The organism is Massilia luteola (assembly GCF_034420155.1).
Lineage (GTDB): Bacteria > Pseudomonadota > Gammaproteobacteria > Burkholderiales > Burkholderiaceae_D > Telluria > Telluria luteola.
Genome location: NZ_JAXOFN010000024.1, coordinates 20,648 through 38,826, shown reverse-complemented (window position 1 = coordinate 38,826; position 18,179 = coordinate 20,648). Strand labels below are relative to the sequence as shown.

The following is an 18,179-nucleotide window of genomic DNA, read 5'->3' as shown; positions in this document are numbered from 1 at the left end:
GCTTACCCGACGAAGGCGATCTTCGCGGCCCAGATGCCGTAGACCAGTGCATACGGCAGCACGGCGACCGTCACGCAGGCCCCGGTCGAACGCCCCGTCCAGGCCTTCAGGCCGATCACGGCCAGCGCGATGGACCACAGCGACGTCAGGTCGAGATTGGTGGCGAAGCCGAACCAGGGGTTCGACATCGGCACGTGCAGCAGCAGGTAGTTGAGCGACACCATGTTCATGTCTTCCGGCGCCAGGCGGCCGCCCGACGTCACGATCTGCAGCGCCGACAGCGGCAGCGCCAGCAGGCGCGGGATGCTGGTCCAGACGGCGAAGCCGAACCACTTGCCATAACCGATGCCGGTACCCATCACCTTGGCCGCCAACAGGTAGTACAGCGCCACCAGGGCGCAGAGGACCGGCGTGCCCAGCACCGCGCCGGCACCGGAACTCCACATCATCGTCTTCGGCGTCAGGAAATGCTCCAGCGCGGCCCGCGCTTCCGGCTTGGCCGCCCCCTGCGCCGCCAGCATGTGCTCGCGGAACCAGGCAAAATCGAGCGTCGAGATGTACCAGTACGTGACGCCCAGCGTCAACAGGACGAGGACCAATAAGGGAATCCAGGGGCGCGGCTTGTCCTTCAGCCGCGCGAACGTGGGCGACGGTGCGAGGATGACGTTACCGATATCGAAGAATGCCTGTGTGGCCATATGTTGACTCCCTAGTCTTGTTTGCGATGCGCAGCGCCCGCTGCACAGCTGCCGGTAGTCTAGGGGATTTGCGCCACGGAAAACTCACCAATTGTCATTACGAAATCGTCCACGCGGCGGCGAAACCGCGTTTTCACTCTGGGACGGCGCGCCGCCGTTTACGCGGCCCTTGCGCGGCGCGCGCAACTTTATACACGGCGTTTACATCCCGTCCAGCAGCGCCAGCGCCTGCTCCCGCGCCGCCGCCCGCAACGATGCGCGCAGCGCGGCATCGTCCGTCGTGCGCGCCAGCACCATGCCGCCGACGCACAGCGCCACGATCGCCTGCGCGCGCTGGTCGCCGTCGGGTTCGTGCGCGAGCGCGCCCGCGTACACCTGCACGAGATTGCGGATCAGCTGCGTGTACGCCTTCTGCGGCGACAGTCCCGCGCGCGCCACGTCGCCCGGCAATGCATACAACGGACAATGCGCCTCGATGTTGTCGAACACCTCGTCGCTCAGGTAGATGTCGACCAGCATGCGCGCCAGCCGGTGCGGTTCGGGCGGCGGCCTGTCCTTGAAATCGGACATGAACGGATTGCACGTGCTGAAGCTGGCGACGGCCGCCGCATACAGCTCGTCCTTGCTGTCGAAGTGGTGATAGAAGCCGCCGCGCGTCAGGCCGGCCTCGGACATCACGCGGTCGATCGACACCTGTTCGAAGCCATGGCGGTTGAACAGCCGGCGCGCCGCATGCACGATGCGTTCGCGGGTCTGGGCCTTGTGTTCGCTGCTGTAGGGCATCTCGCATCTCCTTTCGAGAACGGCATTATGCGCGCATCCACATTATGTTCTTGAACATATTTTGTGCCCGCGTATGCTGGTCGACATTCACCCCAAGGAGACGACCGATGCCTACCCTGACCACTTTCCGTTCCGTTCCTTCGTTTGCCGTCGGCCACGTGCGCGACCTGCGTGTGCGCTGGGCCCTCGAGGAGATCGGCCAACCGTACGACATGCGCCTGATCGGCTTCGAGGAGAAGGACTCGCCCGCGTATCGCCGCGAGCAGCCGTTCGGCCAGGTGCCGGTGCTGCAGGACGGCGACCTGACGCTGTTCGAATCCGGCGCGATCCTGCTGCACCTGGGCGAGCGCCATCCCGCCCTGCTGCCGCGCGATCCGGCCGAGCGCGCGAACGTCACGATGTGGATGTTCGCCGCCCTGAATTCGGTCGAGCCCTATCTCGGCAACCTCGCCAACCTCGTCGCGTTTTCCATGGACCAGCCGTGGGCCGCCGCGCAGCGCCCGGTGCTGGAAGAGATCGCGCTGAAGCGCCTGGGACAGGTGGATGCGTGGCTGGAAGGCCGCGCTTACCTGGCCGGCGATTTCAGCGCGGCCGACATCCTCATGACGACCGTCGTGCGCCTGCTCGACGGCATGGGCTATGTCGAGCGCTTCGCGCGTCTCACTGCCTGGCGCGACCGCTGCACGGCCCGTCCCGCCTACCGCAAGGCGCTGGCGGACCAGGTGGCGCAGTTCGCGGCGGCGCCCATGGCGGCCTAGGTTTTTACGCCATCGTTGCGAGCACGCCCGATCTTTATACACCGCGTTTACGCCCGCTCCGCTACGCTGATCTCGTCATCATTCGTCGAAAGGACGTCATATGTTCGAGATCATCGCCGTCGCGGCCGCGGGTCTGCTGCTTGGCATCCTCCTGGTGTTCGTGCGCAGCTGCGTCGTCTACATCCCCAACGACAAGATCGGGGTCGTGGAAAAGAAATGGTCGGGACGGGGCTCCGTGCGCGCCGGCTTCATCGCGCTGCAGGGCGAGGCGGGCTTCCAGCCGGACTTGCTGCGCGGCGGCTTCCACTTCTTCGCGCCGTTCCAGTACCGCGTGCACCGCGAAAACCTCGTGACCATCCAGCAGGGCACCCTCGCCTATGTGTTCGCGCGCGACGGCCTGCCGATGGCGCCGAGCCAGAACCTCGGCTGCAACAAGGTCGCCGCCGATTTTACCGACGTCGCCGCGTTCCTCGCGCAAGGCGGCCAGAAAGGCTTGCAGCGCAAGATCCTGCGTGAGGGCACGTATGCCATCAACCTCGCGCAATTCGTCGTGCTGGCCGAGGACCGCGTGTACGCACTGGCGCTGCCGGGCGACGCCAACGTCGATGGCAAGGGCGGGATCGGCGGCATCCTGGCCGCCGTCCACGACGACCTCGTCGCCCGCGGCGGCTTCCGCCCGCTCGTGATCCGCGAAGACAAGCTGGCCGTCGTCACGACGCACGAAGGCCAGTCGCTGCCGGAAGGGACGATCGTCGCGCCCATCGTCGGCGCCGATCCGGCCGACGCGGCGCGCTACCACCACGATTACCAGAACCCGGAAACATTCATCGACGCCGGCGGCTACAAGGGCCGCCAGCTGCAGGTGCTCGTCGAAGGCACCTATTACCTGAACGCGCGCTTCGCGTCGTGGGAGATCGTGCCGAAGACCGAAGTGCCGGTGGGCTTCGTCGGCGTCGTCGTGTCGTACACCGGCAAGGCCGGCACGGACCAGACAGGCGACGACTACCGCCACGGCGAGCTCGTGGCCACCGACGAGAAAGGCGTGCAGGCGACGCCGCTCCTGCCCGGCAAGTACGCGCTGAACCCGTACGCGAAGCGCGTGATCGAAGTGCCGACGACGAACTTCATCCTGAAATGGCAGGCCGGCGCCATCGGCTCGCACGAACTGGACAAGCATCTGTCGGAAGTCTCGCTGATCACGAAGGATGCGTTCGAGCCGGACCTGCCGCTGTCGGTCGTCGTCAACATCGACTACAAGATGGCGCCGCTCGTGATCCAGCGCTTCGGCGACATCCGCAAGCTGGTCGAGCAGACGCTCGATCCGATGGTCGCCGCGTATTTTAAAAACGTCGGCCAGCGCAAGACGCTCATCGAGCTGCTGCAGGAACGCTCGGACATCCAGGAACGCGCGATGGCGGAAATGCGGCGCAACTTCGAGGGCTATAACCTGACCCTGAACGAAGTCCTGATCGGCACGCCGCGCGCGAAGGAAGGCGACACGCAGATCGAGACGATCCTGCGCCAGCTGCGCGAACGGCAGGTCTCGCGCGAGCAGCTGGAGACCTACCGCACCAAGGAAGCGGCCGCGCAGCAGGAACGCATCCTGCGCGAAGCGGAGGCGCGCGCCAAGCAGCAGACGTCGATCACGGAATCGGAACTCGCGGTGCGCATCGCCGAGAACCAGGGCAGCGCGGCCGTGCAGAAGGCCATCAAGGCGGCCGAGGAAGCGCGCCAGCACGCGGCCGGCGCCGCCGACGCCAAGCGCCGCCTGGCCGAGGCGGAAGCGTTCCAGCTGGAAGCCGTCGGCCAGGCGCAGGCCAAGGCGACGGAACTGAACGTGGCGGCCTACGGCGGTCCGGAACTCCAGTTCCAGCAGACCGTGCTGCTGCGCTTCGCCGAAGCGATCGAACGGGGCCAGGTGGCGCTCGTGCCGTCGATCCAGGTGGGCGGCAGCGACGGCCGCGGCACGGCGCTCGACGCCTTCCTGGCGATGGCCGTCAAGCAGCAGATGGCGGCGCCGGCACCAGCGGTATCGTAGGTCTCCCGCGTCGGCGCACGAAGTCGGACGCGATGCCGGCGCGGATGTGTTCGAGCCGGCGGCCGTCGCGGTACAGCAGGTTGTAGCTCTCGAACGGGACGAGGCGGCCGTCCGGCAGCGCGAAGTGGATGCACGATTTCTTCAGCGCGCGCACGTCCAGCGAATACGCGTCCATGAACTGCACGATCAGCACGCGGAACACGTTGTCGTAACGGAGTGCGGACGGCGCGCTGATCAAGGGCAGGCAGCACATCAGCTCCGACAGGCAGTTGGCCTGCGATTCCGGCGAGTGGTTCGTCGAGAACAGCTTGAATACCTGGTCCTTCACGACGTTGCGCATCCCCGCATCGCGCTCGAACACGATCGTGTTGCCGCTGCCTTCGACGAGCGCCTGCGGATCGAGCCAGCGCGTGAGCGGCACGGTGCCCTGCTCCGTCTTGATCGCGTAAGCCATCGCCAGCGTGTCCGGGTTGCAGGGCACCGGCACCACGTCTTCCAGCGTGAACAGGCGGCTCTGTTCGGCGATGCGGCGGCGGATCTCGGACACCGTCAGGCGGTGCAGGCGCGGGTCGTAATCCTCGACGCGGCCGGCGTCCTGGATCGGCTGCAGGGTCACGCCGCGCACGCAGGGCTGCTGCAGCGCGAAGTCGATGATGTCTCCGATCTCGCCGTCGTTCAGGCCTTTCTTGAGCGTGACGACGAGCGTCGTCGACAGCCCGGCCTCATTGAGGTTGTCGAGCGCCTGGCGGCGGATGCGCGTGAGGTCCGCGCCGCGCAGTTCGCGGTGGACCTCCGCGCGCAGCGAATCGAACTGCAGGTAGACCTCGACGCCGGGCGCGTAGCCGGCCAGGCGCGCAACGAAACCCTTGTCCTGCGCGAGCACGATGCCGTTCGTGTTGACCATCACGTGCTTGATGGGGCGCGCCTTCGCGGCATCGAGGATGTCCCAGAACTGCGGGTGCAGCGTGGGTTCGCCGCCGGACAGCTGCATCACGTCGGCCTCGCCCTCGTTGGCGACGACGGCGTCGAGCATGCGAATCACCTCGTCGAGCGGGCGATGCCGTTCGCGGTGCGTGCCGCTCTCCGCATAGCACACGGGGCAGTTCAGGTTGCAGTTGTCCGTGATTTCGACGACGGACAGGCACGAGTGCTGCATGTGGTCGGGGCACAGGCCGCAGTCGTACGGGCAGCCGTATTCCATCTTCGTGTTGAACTGCTGCGGCATCTCCGGATGCTTGACGAAGACTTCGCGGCACAGCCGGTAGTAGGCGACGTCGTCGCTGACGAGCACGCGTTCAAGGCCGTGCGCGCCGCACCACTTGTCCATGTAGACCTTGTCGTCCTTGAACACGATCTTCGCTTCGACCGGGTGCAGGCAGGTCGAGCACACGGAGGTCGTGGTGTCGTAGAACAGGTAGGGGCGGGATTTGCGGCTCATGGCAGTTCCTTGCGCGGCGGTGCCGGGTAATCCCGTTCGGACGCGGCGACCTGGCGGCGCAGGTCGGCGGCGAGGCGCTCGGCGGCGGCGACCGTGTCCGCCGGCAGCGCGGCCCTGGCCTCGGCGATGGCCTTCGCGTTGCCGGTCAAGGTCAACAGCGCCAGCGTCTCGGTGCGCTCCACGGGCTTGATGTACTTGGACTCGGCCTGCGACGCAAGATACCCGGCGTTCGCGCCGCCGCAATGCACGATGCCGCGCGCCCGCCAGAGCAGGGATTCGTCGGGCAGCCCGGCGACGCCCAGCATCTGCGCTGCCCTCTGCGCCGGCTCGACGTGGTAAATGCCCGGCCCGGGCCGGTACGAGCAAGCCTTCGTGGCCGCACGCTGCAGCAGCGCGATGCCGCGCGTGAGCGCGCGTGGGTCGGGCGGAAAACGTCGGGGCACGTGCAGAAATACCGCCGACCCGGTCAGGATCTCGCCCAGCATCGCCTGGGCCATGCCGTAGTCCTGTGCGGCGGCCTGCTCCAGCAGGGCCAGCGCACGCGGCGCGTCGTCCTGCCTTCGGTCCGACGCCGACACCAGCGCATAGGCGAGCGCGGTGCGCGCCGCCGGATCGCCCGCCGCGGCTGCCGGCGTCTGCTCGGCGATGCGGCGCTGGCGGTCCGCCTCCGCGTCGCGCTTCTGGCGCTCGTAGCGGTTCTTGTTGACCGCGTCGATCGCGACGCAGCCGGTACCGCCGATGAAGGCGAGGGCGAGGATCAGCATCCCGCCGCGTGCGCGGGAATCGGATAAAAACGTCATGTGCGGGCAAGCTCCCGGGATTGAAAGAACACGAACGGCAGGTAGCACGCCAGCGCCAGCACGCATACCCACTGGATGCCGGACAGCCCGAACGCATACGCATAGGCCACCGGCTTGATGCCGTCCACGAACAGGCGCCAGGCCAGGTAGGACGCCAGGTACAGCTTGAACGCGAGCCCCGGGCTGCGCGCGAGCGGCCTGCGCGCGCGCCACAGCAAGGCGCCCACGGCCAGCACGAACAGCATGTCGTAGATCTGGGTCGGATGGCGCGGGATGCCGTCGCCGAAATCGACGCCCCACGGCAGCGTGGTCGGCACGCCGTAGGTGCCGTCGTGCAGGCCGGCCAGGAAGCAGCCGATGCGGCCCACGATGGTTCCCGCGATCAGGGGCAGGATGAACTGGTCGCCCGTCGACCCGCGGATGCCCGCGGTCTTCTTGGCGATCTCCACGCCGAGCAGGCCGCCCAGCAGCCCGCCGACGATCGACTGGCCCGACGCGATCAGGCGCCAGTCTGGATCGAGCCCGTGCCACAGGTGCGGCATCTCGATCCAGAACACGAGCTTGTTGCCGATGGCGGCGCCGAGGATGCAGCCGACGACGACGGCGAAGGATCCCGGTTGCAACAACGCGGGCTGGGACGCGCGCCGGCGCTGCCAGCGGTACAGCTGCACGCCGCCGGCCAGGGCCAGCCATTCGAACACGAGGTGGACCAGCTGCGCCGTCGCGGCGGGGAGGACGGGACCGGTCATTCGGTGCCGGGCAGGCGCTTGCGCCGCAACCTGAGGACGAAGAACAGGCATGCACCAGCGATGGCGAGTCCGGCCAGCCCGCAGATGAGCATGAGCTGTCCGATGCCTCTGCTTTCGGCCGACGAGTCGGACATGCTGACGATGCCGCCGAAGGTGCCGACGGCGCCGCACAGGCCGAAGCCCGCGAGCGCCAACGAGAGCATGACGGTCAGAATGCCGCGGGCGATATTGTTCATGGCAGCTCCGGAAAAGTTGCCGCCATTACATCACATTACGCGGGATCACACCACGCCGTATTGCTGGCGATACGCCGCCACGGCGTCCTTGTACTGGGCCAGCTTCGGATCGGCCTCCAGGTAGCCGAACAGGTCGGTGAGGCTGGCGATCGAGATGACGGGGATGCCGTAGGTCTGGCTGACTTCCTGCACGGCCGACAGCGGCGACAGCACGCCGTCCTTGCCGCCCCGTTCCATGCGGTCGAGCGCGATCAGCACGGCGGCAGGTTCGGCGCCGGCGGCGCGGATCATCGCGACGGATTCGCGCACCGACGTTCCCGCCGAAATCACGTCGTCGATGATGACGACCCGGCCGGCCAGCCTGGCGCCGACGATCGTGCCGCCCTCGCCGTGGTCCTTGGCTTCCTTGCGGTTGTAGGCGAACGAGGTGTTGCGGCCTTTTGCCGCCAGCGCCACGGCCGTCGCGGATGCCAGGGTGATGCCCTTGTAGGCGGGGCCGAACAGCATGTCGAATTCGAGGCCGGAATCGAGCAGCGTCTGGGCGTAGAACCCGGCGAGCTTGCCGAGCGTGGCGCCGTCGTGGAACAGGCCGGCGTTGAAGAAGTACGGCGACTGGCGGCCCGCCTTGGTGGTGAATTGGCCGAACTTCAAGACTTCGGCTTCGACTGAAAACGCAATGAACTGTTGGCGCAGATTGTCCACGACACGACCCTCGAACTGTGAAAACCGGTATTGTAATCCGCCCCGCGCGCACCCGCGAAGCCGGCTTTCCACCAGCCGCGCGAGGCGCCGCAGCCGCCGTTCGGTGCGCGGCGCCCGCAGCGACCGGCCGAGCATGGCGAGGAATGCCTCCTCGGCGCGGCCGGCCGCCTCCAGCGCGGCCACCAGTCCGGCGTGGCGGGCGCTGGCGCACGCGATCTCGTCCAGGCTGCGCGCCTGGTCGGTGACGTCGCGCGTGAAGCAGCGGGTGTAGCGCAGGTGGCCGTCCTCGAAGCAGGCGTTCGAGCGGACGACCACGTGCCGGATCGAGCCGTCCTTGCAGCGCAGGCGCGCCGGCTCGTCGAGCACCGTTTCTCCGGCCGCGAGCCTGGCCAGCATGTCGTCGGCGGCGGCGGCATCGGCGTGAAAGCGGGCGACGTGGTGCCCGACGTATTCTTCCCAGCGGTAGCCGAGCATCTGCAGCTCGGCCTTGTTGGCCCACAGGATGGTGCCGTCGGCGCCGATCCGGTGCAGGCCTTCGGCCGCGTTCTCCACGACGTCGGCGAATTCGCGCTCGCGCCGGAGCAGGTCTTTTTCCGCCTGCCGGCGGCGTGCCGCCTCCGCCTGCAGCGCATGCATCTTCTGCTCCAGCCTGACCAGGTTGATGTCGACGCCCCGCCCGGGCGGCAGCGGGGCGGCGGCGTCCGCGCACGCATGGTCGTGCTCCGCGCACACCTGGCGGAACACGTGCGCCACGTCGGCCGTCGGAAACAGGCCCCACGGATACGCGCAGAACAGCGAAAAATCGAGCTTGCGCGTCAGCTCGTTCCACAGCCGCTCCAGATGCAACGCCGCATCGTAGCGGCCGCGCGCGCACAGCAGCGCCATCATGTCGCCGAACACGTGCACGGGCGCCCCGCCGGCGCGCGCTTCGGCCACGATCCGGCCGACCTCGTACTCGAAGCGGGTCCGGTCGGGCCAGCCGCCGGCCATCAGGCGCGCCAGCGTGGTTTCGGCGTCGAGCCACACGATGTCCCAGGACGGCGGCGCCGCCCGCCCTTCGGCGCCCGCCAGCTCGTCCAGGCGGCGGCGCAGCGCGTCGGCGTGCGCGCCGGTGGCGATCACGATGCCGCGGCCCCGTGCCCGCAATCCCCGCTCGATGAAGGACGCGACTTCGTCGAGCAGTGTGTCGCTGTCGTCGTAAAAACGGACGAAATGCCCCGTCTTGCCATGTTTTCCGGACAACAGGTCATCGGTCTTGATCAGCACTTGGGTCTCTGGTGGGTGGAAGGAGGCGTTGACGTCGCGCATAGAAACATTACAGGGATGTCATTCTAGCGAGCAAAACGACAACATCTGGGCAGGTCGTAACGGTGTTGATTTGGATCAAAACACGTTACGTCCGGACTTCGCGAAGTTTCCCACCGGCACAACACCGACGCTCAGACGGTGCTGCGTCCCCCGGCCAGCCGCACCACCAGATCGGGATTGACCGGTTTGACGAGGTGCGCATCGAATCCGGCCTCGGCGCTGCGCGCGCGGTCCGCGGCCAGGCCATAGCCGGTCAGCGCGACGAGGCGGCACGGGTGGCCGTCCAGCAGCGGACGCAGGCGGCGCGCCACTTCGTAGCCGTCGAGGACCGGCAGGCCGATGTCCAGTACCGCCAGGTCGGGCAGGAAGCCCGGAATGGCGGCAAGTGCGGCCACCGGTTCGTGGAAGACCCGCACCTCGTGGCCGTGCGCGGCGAGCAGGCGCGCCAGGGTGTCGGCGCCGTCGACGTTGTCGTCCACCAGCATGACGCGGCGCCGTTCCGCCGCCGGGGCGGACAGCAGGCGCGGCACGTCAAGCGCCGCGCCTGCCGCCGGCGTGCGCCGGAGCAGCAGCACGACGAATTCGCTGCCCATGCCCGGTCCGGCGCTGTGCGCTTCCACGCTGCCGCCATGCAGCTCGACGATGTTCTTGACGAGCGCCAGCCCGATGCCCAGGCCGCCCTCGGCGCGGTCGATGTCGCGCTTCCCCTGGAAGAACAGCTCGAACACCTGGGCGCGCAGTTCCGGGCTCATGCCGATGCCGGTGTCCCTCACGTCGATGCGCAAGCGCGCATCGTCCTCGCCGCGCGCGCGCAGCACGACGTGGCCGCCGGCCGGCGTGTAGCGCGCCGCGTTGGTCAAGAGGTTCGACACCACCTGGGCCAGGCGCATCGGATCGCCTTCCCAGGCCAGCCCCGGTTCGATCTCGACGTCGAGCCGGTGGCGGTGCTGTTCCAGCAGCGGCCGGGCCATCTCGACGGCCTTGCCCAGCGGCTGGGCGAGCTCGACGCGTTCGCACTTCAGCTCCACCTTGCCGCGGGTGACGCGCGACACGTCCAGCAGGTCGTCCACCAGCCGCACCAGGTGCTGGACCTGGCGTTCGATGACCTCGCGCTCGCGCACGGAACCGGTCTCGCCGCGCATGCGGATCAGCTCCAGCGCGCTGACGATCGGCGACAACGGGTTGCGCAGTTCGTGGCCGAGCATCGCCAGGAATTCGTCCTTGGCGCGGCTGGCGGCCGTCAGTTCGGCCAGCAGCTCGGCGCGCTCGGCGTGGGCGTGCTCGATCTCCTGGCGGGTGCGTACGTGCTCGGTGACGTCGACGGCAACCACGATCATGCCGCGCTCCTCGCCCTCCTCCACCGCCAGCGGCTCGACGCTGAACTTGAGGAAGCGTTCGTGCTCGCGGCCGGCGGTGTCGCGCAGCAGCACGCGCAGCTCTTCCGCGCGCGCCGCCCGGCCGCTGCCGTGCGCCTGGTCGAGCAGGTGGTGGATCTCGCTGCCGCGCAGTTCCGGAAACGCCTGCAGCAACGGCTGTCCTTCGATGACGTCGCGGCCGGCCAGCTCGCGGTAGCAGCGGTTGGCCAGGCCGACGACGAAGTCCGGGCCCATCAGCAGGGCCGCCGCCACCGGCGCGTCGAGCAGCATGCGGTCGCGCTGCGCGAGCGCGATGTCGCGTTCGCGCCGCTCGGTGGCGTCGCGCGTGAAGCAGCGGGTGTAGCGCAGCCGGCCGTCCTCGAAGCTGGCGTTCGAGTGGATCAGCACGTGCTTGATCGACCCGTCCTTGCAGCGCAGCCGCGCCGGATGGTCGTACAGCGTTTCGCCGCGCGCGAGCCGGGTGATGATGTCGTCGATGGCCGGCCGGTCGGCGTGGAATTCGGTGATGTTGCGGCCGACGTATTCCTCCCAGCCGTAGCCGAGCATCTGCAGTTCCGCGCGGTTCGCCCACAGGATGGTGCCGTCGGCGCCGACGCGGTGCAGGCCCTCGACCGCGTTCTCGACGAAGTCCGCGAGTTCGCGCTCGCTGCGGCGCAGCGCCCGTTCGCTGTCCTTGCGCCGGGCCACGTCGGCGCGCAGCGCCCGCACCTCCTGCTCGAGCCGCAGGCGGCCGATATCGGCGTCGCCCTCGGCCGGCAGGACCAGCGCCGTGTCGGCGCAGGCATGGTCGTGCTGTGCGCACACCTGGCGGAAGGCTTGCGCCAGGTCGGGCGTCGGAAACGCATCCCAGGGATAGGCGCAGAACAGCGAGAAGACGTGCTGCTCGGCCAGTTTGTTCCACAGCGCCTCGAGCTCGAGCGCGGCATCGTGGCAGCCGCGCGCGCACAGCAACGCCACCATTTCGCCGAATGCATGCACGGTGGCGCCGCCGGCGCAGGCCGCGGCGACCGCGGTCCCGATCGCGGCCTCGAAGCGTGCCGCGTCCGGCCAGCCGTCGACCATGAACTGCGCCAGCGCGGCGTCGGCATCCATCCATGACACCCGCACGGCCGCCGGGCCGAGGCGCCGGCGCAGCACGTCGATGTGGTCCTGCGTGGCGATCACGATGCCCTTGCCGTCGGTGCGCACGGCCTGGGCGAGGAACGTCGCGACTTCGTCCAGCATGACGTCGCCGTCGTCGTAAAACCTCACGAAATGGCCGCTCCTGCCGTGTTTTCCCGACAGCAGATCATCTGATCTGATCAGCACGCTGGCTCCTTGTGCACGGTGAACGTGCCCGCCCATCGGGCACAGCATTGGAGCTTAGCATGTTGTGCGATTTTCTTAACATTTGTATCGCGCGCTGCTCCGTGCTGTCAGCGGTAACATTCGGCATGAATGTGTTGATACATGTCAAAACACGCTACACTGTTGCCCTTATCGTGTGCGCCGCCCTTTCGTTCCCATGCCAAGAATTATTTCCGCCAATTTGAACGGCATCCGTTCCGCCCATAAAAAAGGTTTCTTCAACTGGATGGCCGGCCAGGACGCCGATTTCATCTGCGTCCAGGAGCTGAAAGCCCAGCAGGCCGACATGACCGAGGAATTCCTCGCGCCGCACGGCTACCACGGCCATTTCCACTATGCCGAGAAGAAGGGTTACTCGGGCACCGGCGTCTACAGCCGCACGAAGCCGGACGCCGTCAAGACGGGATTCGGCTGCGTCGAATTCGACAACGAAGGCCGCTACACCCGCGCCGACGTGGGCAATCTGACCGTCATTTCCGTGTACTGCCCGTCCGGCTCGTCGTCCCCGGAGCGCCAGGAAGCCAAGTTCCGCTTCATGGAAGTGTTTTTGCCGCACCTGCAGGCGCTCAAGGCCGAAGGCCGCGAGATCGTGATCTGCGGCGACTGGAACATCGCGCACAAGGAAATCGACCTCAAGAACTGGAAGGGCAACCGGAAGAATTCGGGCTTCCTGCCGGAGGAACGCGCCTGGATGACGCGCATCTTCGACGAACTGGGCCTCGTGGACGTCCACCGCGGCATCGACCAGCGCCCCGAGCAGTACACGTGGTGGAGCAACCGCGGCCAGGCCTGGGCGAAGAACGTGGGCTGGCGCATCGATTACCACGTCGCCACCCCGGGCATCGCCGCCAGGGCGCACGCGGTCGCGATCTACAAGGACGAGCGGTTTTCGGACCATGCGCCGCTGATCATCGATTACGCGCTCTGATTCCCCCCGGGCGAGGGGATTTATCGCGAAGAATGTCGTAAAAACATCAACTTACACACTTTCTGAAGATCGGGAAGTGGTTTGTTGATATGATCGTCCGCTAAGCTTTCCGTACGGAATCTTTTTCCACGGTGCCAAAAACTGTCCGCGAACGATCATGACCACTCAGCCCACCGCCCCGACCACGACCGCCCCCGCCACCGCGAGCCTCACGCCGCCGATCCTGCAACCCGGCGTCAAGGCGACCGGCACGGCGCGCGACATGAGCATCACCCTGGATTTCGACCAGGCGATGGCGGCCGGCAACGGCACGATCATCGTCACGGACGGCGCCGTGCAGACCGTGATCGACCGCGCGACCGGCCTGCCCACGATGCGCGTCGTCGGCGCGACCGACACCCACACGGTATCCGCGTCCAGCCTCCTCTTCGACGGGGCCGAGGTCACGCTGCACGTCACGAACCTGCTGCCCGGCCACAAATACAGCGTGGTGATGGGCGCGGACGCGCTGCAGTCGAGCGACCACGTGGCGTTCGCGGGCGTGCGTTCCACGGCGCTGCTGTCGTTCCCCACGCCGACCGTCGGTCCGGCGCTCGTCTCCGCCGGTGCGGACGGCGCCATCCTCAAGATGGACGGCAGCATCGCCGTCACGCTGACGTTCTCGGAAGCCGTGACCGACCTGCCGCTGGGCGCCCTCAGCGCGCCGCACGCGGCCGTCACCGGCGCCACGACGGCCGATGGCGGCATCACCTGGGTGGTGCACCTGGGGACGCCGCCGAACCCCACCACGGCCGCCGGCAACGTCCTGAGCCTGGACATGAGCCGGCTGGTCGACATGTCCGGCGACCACGGCAGCGGCACGCGCACCCTGGCCACCTACGCGGTCGACACCCAGGCGCCGACGGCCACCGTCGCGCTGGACGGCACGCTGCTCGCCTCCGGCCACGACGCCGTCGCAACCATCCATTTTTCCGAAGCCGTCACCGGCCTCACCCCGGCCGCCCTGAGCGCCGGCCATGCGGCGGTCTCGAACCTGCACACCACGGACGGCGGCACGACCTGGCTCGTCACGCTGAGCGGCAATGCCGCCACGACCGCGGGCGACAACGTCCTCGCCGTCGACCTGGCCCAGGTGCGCGACCTGGCCGGCAACGCGGGCAGCGGCACCGCCGCCTCGGACGCCTACACGGTCGACACCCAGGGGCCGACCGCCAAGCTGGAACTGAACGGCGGCATCCTGCACACGGGCGGCAACCTCGGCCTGACGCTGCGTTTCAGCGAAGCCGTGACGGACCTGATGCCGGCCGCCCTGCGCGCGCCGGGCGCGACGCTTGGCAACCTGCAGCACTCGGCCGATTACCTGACGTGGACGGCCACGCTCACCCCGCAGGCCGGCGTCACCGACGCGACCAACGCGGTCAGCCTCGACCTCACCCAGATCCATGACGCGGCGGGCAACAACGGCAGCGGCAGCACGTTTTCCGGCAACTACGCCGTCGACACGCAGGCCCCGGACACGGTCGCCATCGCCCTCGACGGCGCCATCCTCGGCGGCGGGCGGAGCATCCACGCGACGTTCACGTTCGCGGAAACCCTGCAGGACCTGCCGCTGGCCGCCATCAGCGCGCCGCACGCGAACGTCGCCGACCTCAAGTCGATCGACGGCGGCAAGACCTGGACCGCGACGCTCACGGCCAACGGCAGCGGCACCTGGGCCGACAATGCCGTCAGCGTCGACCTGACGAAGGTCGTCGATTCGGCCGGCAACACCGGCAACGGCACCGGAACCGGCACGGCATACGCGGTCGACACGCAAGGCCCGGCCGCCACGCTGGCATTGGCCGGCGGCGACCTGACGATCCATTTCAACGAAGCCGTGACGGACCTGACGGCGGCCGCCCTGCAGGTGCCCGACGCGACGCTCGGCAACCTGCAGCACTCGTCCGACTGGCTGACGTGGACGGCGACGGTGACGCCGCTGGACGACAACGGCGGCGCTACCGCCAGTCTCGATCTCGCGCAGGTGCACGATGCGCTCGGCAACACGGGCAGCGGCATCATCACGACGTCCGCGGTCGACGTCACGCCGCCCACCGTGATGGACATCCTGTTCGACGACACGACGATCGGCCCGGCGCACGGCATCCGCTTCACGATCACGTTCTCGGAAAGCGTGACCGGCCTGACGGCGGCCGCGCTGCAGGCCCCGCATGCCGACGTGAGCGGGCTCGCGACGGCGGACGGCGGCAAGACGTGGACCGGCATGCTCACGGCCGCCACCGGCGCGACGAGCAGCAAGGACAACGCGCTCGGCGTAGACCTGACCCAGGTGCACGACGCGGCCGGCAATGCGGGCACGGGCACGGCGACCTCGCTGTCGCATTACGGCCTGAACATGGAGCACGTCGGCGCCACGGTCGACCTGGACGGCGCCGCGCTGGTCAACGGCGCCAGCGTCGGCGTCACGATCCACTTCTCGGCCCCGGTGGCGGCACTGGACGCGGCCGCCATCAGCGCGCCGCACGCCACGCTCGCCAACCTGCACCACTCGGACGACAACCTGACCTGGTACGCGACCTTGTCCGCGGCCGACGCGGGCGTCGTCGACAGCACCAACGTCGTCAGCGTGGACCTGGCCCAGGTGCATGACGCGCTCGGCAACGCGGGCAGCGGCACGGCCAGCTCGGGCAACTACACGTTCGACACGACGGTGGCCGGGTACGTGTCCGGCATCGAGGTCAACGACGCCGGCCCGTTCGCCGACGATGGCGTGACGAACGCCGGCAACGAATACGCCGCGGGCTATTTCGTCGGCACGCTGACCGACACCCAGCACCTGGTGGTCACGTACGACGGCCAGGACGTCGACCCGTACGGCCTGCACGTGGGTACGCCGGGCGGCGGCGTGACGGCGTGGTACTACGCGGGCGAAGCGTACATGGCGGAGGGCGTGCACACATACACGGCGAGCATCGTCGATACCGCCGGCCACGCCAGCGTGACGGTATCGAAGCAGATCACGGTCGACACGACGAACCCGCGCCTGACCGGCTCACCCGACGGCAACGCCGCGTTCGACGTGGCGGGCAACCTCGTCCTCACGTTCGACAAGGCCGTCTACTGGACGCACGGCGAGAGCGCCAGCGACGGCCTGCAGCTGTACGACCACGACGGCGCCAGCACCTATCTCGACCTGGCGGACAGCGACTTCTCGAGCGACCACAAGACCATCACGCTGACCGCCGACGAGCTGCACCTCGGTTCGGGCAACGACTATTCCCTGTACCTGCCCTACACGCTGACCGACCTGGCCGGCAACCAGGTGGCGTCCGAAGGCATCGGCTTCCACACGGCCGGCGCCTATGTCGACGTGACGCCGCCCTCGGCGACGGGCCTGGCGGCGGGCAGCGGCGGCACTTACGGTGTCGGCGCGACCATCGACATCAGCGTGACGTTCAGCGAACCGGTCAACGTGGCGGGCGACGGCGCGCCCGTCCTCCATCTCGACAACGGCGCCACGGCCACGTTCCTGAACACCAGCGCGGACCGGCGTGCCGCCGTGTTCGAATACAAGGTGGCGGCCGGCGATCAGGATGTCGCCGGTCTCGACATCGCCAGCAAGGCCGACCTGGCCGGCCACTTCGCCGACGATGCCGGCCACCTGCTCGACCTGGCGCACATCACGTTCGGGTACCTGCTCGACGGCGACGGCTACGGCCACTCCATCCAGATCGACGCGCACGCGCCGGACGCGCCGCCCGCGCCGCACCTGGCCGCCGGGTCGGACACGGGCACCGTGGGCGACGACATCACGAGCATCATGGCGCCCAACATCACGGGCAGCGGCGCCGAAGCGTGGGCCAGGATCGACCTGTACGCGGGCGACCACCTGGCCGGCAGCGGCCAGGCCGACGGCAGCGGCAACTGGACCATCGATACCGCCGTGCTGGGCACCGACGGCATCTATACGCTCACCGCCGTCCAGTACGACGGCGCGAACAATGCCAGCGCGCCGTCGCAACCGCTGACGGTCACCGTCGCCGGCACAGCGGCCGCGGTGACGGCACTGGACGCGGGCGTCGACAACGGCTTGTCCGCCACCGACAACATCACGAACCTCACCCGGCCCGCGTTCACGGGCACCGTGGCCGCCGGCACCAGCGTGACCGTGTGGGACGGCAGCACGGTACTCGGCACGACCACCGCCGGCGGCGACGGCGCCTGGCATCTCACGCCGGGCTGGGACCTGGCGAACGGCCAGCACACGATCACGCTGGCACTGGCCGACACCAGCAGCAACGTGACGCCGCGCGAGCTGTCGGCGCCCTACACGTTCACGATCGACGCCGTCGCCCCCGACGCGCCCGGCGCGCCGCTGCTGGCCGCGGGCAGCGACACGGGCATCTCGGCCAGCGACGGCATCACGGCGGACACGACGCCGACGCTGACCGGCACGGCGCTCGAGGCCGGCGGCAAGGTCGAGGTGTACGAAGGCGACACGCTGCTGGGCAGCGCCGACGTCGGCACCGACGGCGCCTGGTCGTTCACGCCCGGCGCCGACAAGGCGTTCGCGGACGGGGTGCACACGCTCACCGCGCGCCAGGTCGATGCGGCCGGCAACCGGAGCATCGCCTCGTCGCCGCTGTCGATCACCGTGGACACGACGGCGCCGACCGTCACCGTGAGCCAGTCATACACGAAATCGTCGGCGAACTGGCACAGCCTGGAATTCAGCGAACCTGTCGTGTTCGTGCAGAACGGCGCGATCGACGTGCTGAACAGCTTCAACGTCGGCAAATCGCACCATGCGTGGGACCTGACCAACTGGGACATCACGACGAACGCGGACGGTGTGCAAAACACGCTGGAACTCAACCTCGGCACGCTGAACGGCAGCTTTCACCTGGCGGTGGAAGACAACGCGATCCAGGACGTGGCGGGCAACGTCGCCATCATCGGCACCTCGAATTTCTCGGTCGGATTGGCCTGACGGGCGCCGGGAACCTGTCCCGGTTCGG

Annotated in this window: 12 protein-coding genes and 1 pseudogene; 4 read left to right on the top strand and 9 right to left on the bottom strand. The window is 68.4% G+C overall.

The genetic code is table 11. The features are described 5' to 3' along the window. Positions 1 to 2: 2 nt before the first annotated feature. Positions 3 to 698, bottom strand: coding sequence for a YIP1 family protein (locus tag U9J41_RS21570; RefSeq protein WP_322404214.1), 696 nt, complete (start codon positions 696 to 698; stop codon positions 3 to 5). 201 nt (positions 699 to 899) lie between these two features. Next, the gene (locus U9J41_RS21565; protein WP_322404213.1) at positions 900 to 1,481 is read right to left on the bottom strand and encodes a TetR/AcrR family transcriptional regulator; all 582 of its coding nucleotides are present in this window, start codon (positions 1,479 to 1,481) and stop codon (positions 900 to 902) included. A gap of 107 nt (positions 1,482 to 1,588) precedes the next feature. On the opposite strand from U9J41_RS21565, the gene U9J41_RS21560 reads away from it, so the two are divergent. Together U9J41_RS21560 and U9J41_RS21555 are read left to right on the top strand one after the other, a co-directional pair. Further along, positions 1,589 to 2,239: a glutathione S-transferase family protein gene (locus tag U9J41_RS21560; RefSeq protein WP_322404212.1), complete on the top strand. Its 651-nt coding sequence runs from the start codon at positions 1,589 to 1,591 to the stop codon at positions 2,237 to 2,239. 100 nt (positions 2,240 to 2,339) lie between these two features. Then, entirely contained in the window at positions 2,340 to 4,277 is a 1,938-nt protein-coding gene (locus U9J41_RS21555; RefSeq protein ID WP_322404211.1) for an SPFH domain-containing protein, read from the top strand. Here the strand turns inward: U9J41_RS21555 and U9J41_RS21550 are convergent. The 7 genes and pseudogenes from U9J41_RS21550 to U9J41_RS21520 all read right to left on the bottom strand — a co-directional run bounded on the left by U9J41_RS21550 (position 4,237) and on the right by U9J41_RS21520 (position 12,194). Then, positions 4,237 to 5,715: a radical SAM protein gene (locus U9J41_RS21550; protein ID WP_322404210.1), complete on the bottom strand. Its 1,479-nt coding sequence runs from the start codon at positions 5,713 to 5,715 to the stop codon at positions 4,237 to 4,239. The genes U9J41_RS21555 and U9J41_RS21550 overlap by 41 nt on opposite strands. Then, the gene (locus U9J41_RS21545; protein ID WP_322404209.1) at positions 5,712 to 6,515 is read right to left on the bottom strand and encodes a hypothetical protein; all 804 of its coding nucleotides are present in this window, start codon (positions 6,513 to 6,515) and stop codon (positions 5,712 to 5,714) included. The genes U9J41_RS21550 and U9J41_RS21545 overlap by 4 nt, the downstream gene beginning before the upstream one ends. Then, on the bottom strand, positions 6,512 to 7,264 hold the full coding sequence (locus U9J41_RS21540) for a prolipoprotein diacylglyceryl transferase (protein ID WP_322404208.1): 753 nt from the start codon (positions 7,262 to 7,264) through the stop codon (positions 6,512 to 6,514). Before U9J41_RS21540 ends, U9J41_RS21545 begins: the two co-directional genes overlap by 4 nt. Continuing rightward, a complete protein-coding gene (locus U9J41_RS21535) occupies positions 7,261 to 7,500 on the bottom strand; it encodes a hypothetical protein (protein ID WP_322404207.1) in 240 nt (79 codons plus the stop codon). The genes U9J41_RS21540 and U9J41_RS21535 overlap by 4 nt, the downstream gene beginning before the upstream one ends. A 45-nt stretch (positions 7,501 to 7,545) precedes the next feature. After that, positions 7,546 to 8,202 carry an orotate phosphoribosyltransferase gene (pyrE, locus tag U9J41_RS21530; RefSeq protein WP_322404259.1) on the bottom strand — a complete coding sequence of 219 codons (657 nt, stop codon included), beginning with the start codon at positions 8,200 to 8,202 and terminating at the stop codon, positions 7,546 to 7,548. Positions 8,203 to 8,442: 240 nt separating this feature from the next. Further along, positions 8,443 to 9,510: pseudogene (locus tag U9J41_RS21525) on the bottom strand (MEDS domain-containing protein); the annotation flags it as partial. Positions 9,511 to 9,641: 131 nt separating this feature from the next. Next, entirely contained in the window at positions 9,642 to 12,194 is a 2,553-nt protein-coding gene (locus U9J41_RS21520) for an ATP-binding protein (RefSeq protein ID WP_322404206.1), read from the bottom strand. 196 nt (positions 12,195 to 12,390) lie between these two features. Between U9J41_RS21520 and U9J41_RS21515 the strand changes: the two genes are divergently transcribed. Beyond that, a complete protein-coding gene (locus U9J41_RS21515; RefSeq protein ID WP_322404205.1) occupies positions 12,391 to 13,161 on the top strand; it encodes an exodeoxyribonuclease III in 771 nt (256 codons plus the stop codon). A 157-nt stretch (positions 13,162 to 13,318) separates the two neighbouring features. Further along, complete coding sequence (locus tag U9J41_RS21510) at positions 13,319 to 18,151, top strand: Ig-like domain-containing protein (RefSeq protein WP_322404204.1); 4,833 nt, start codon at positions 13,319 to 13,321, stop codon at positions 18,149 to 18,151. Positions 18,152 to 18,179: the final 28 nt, after the last annotated feature.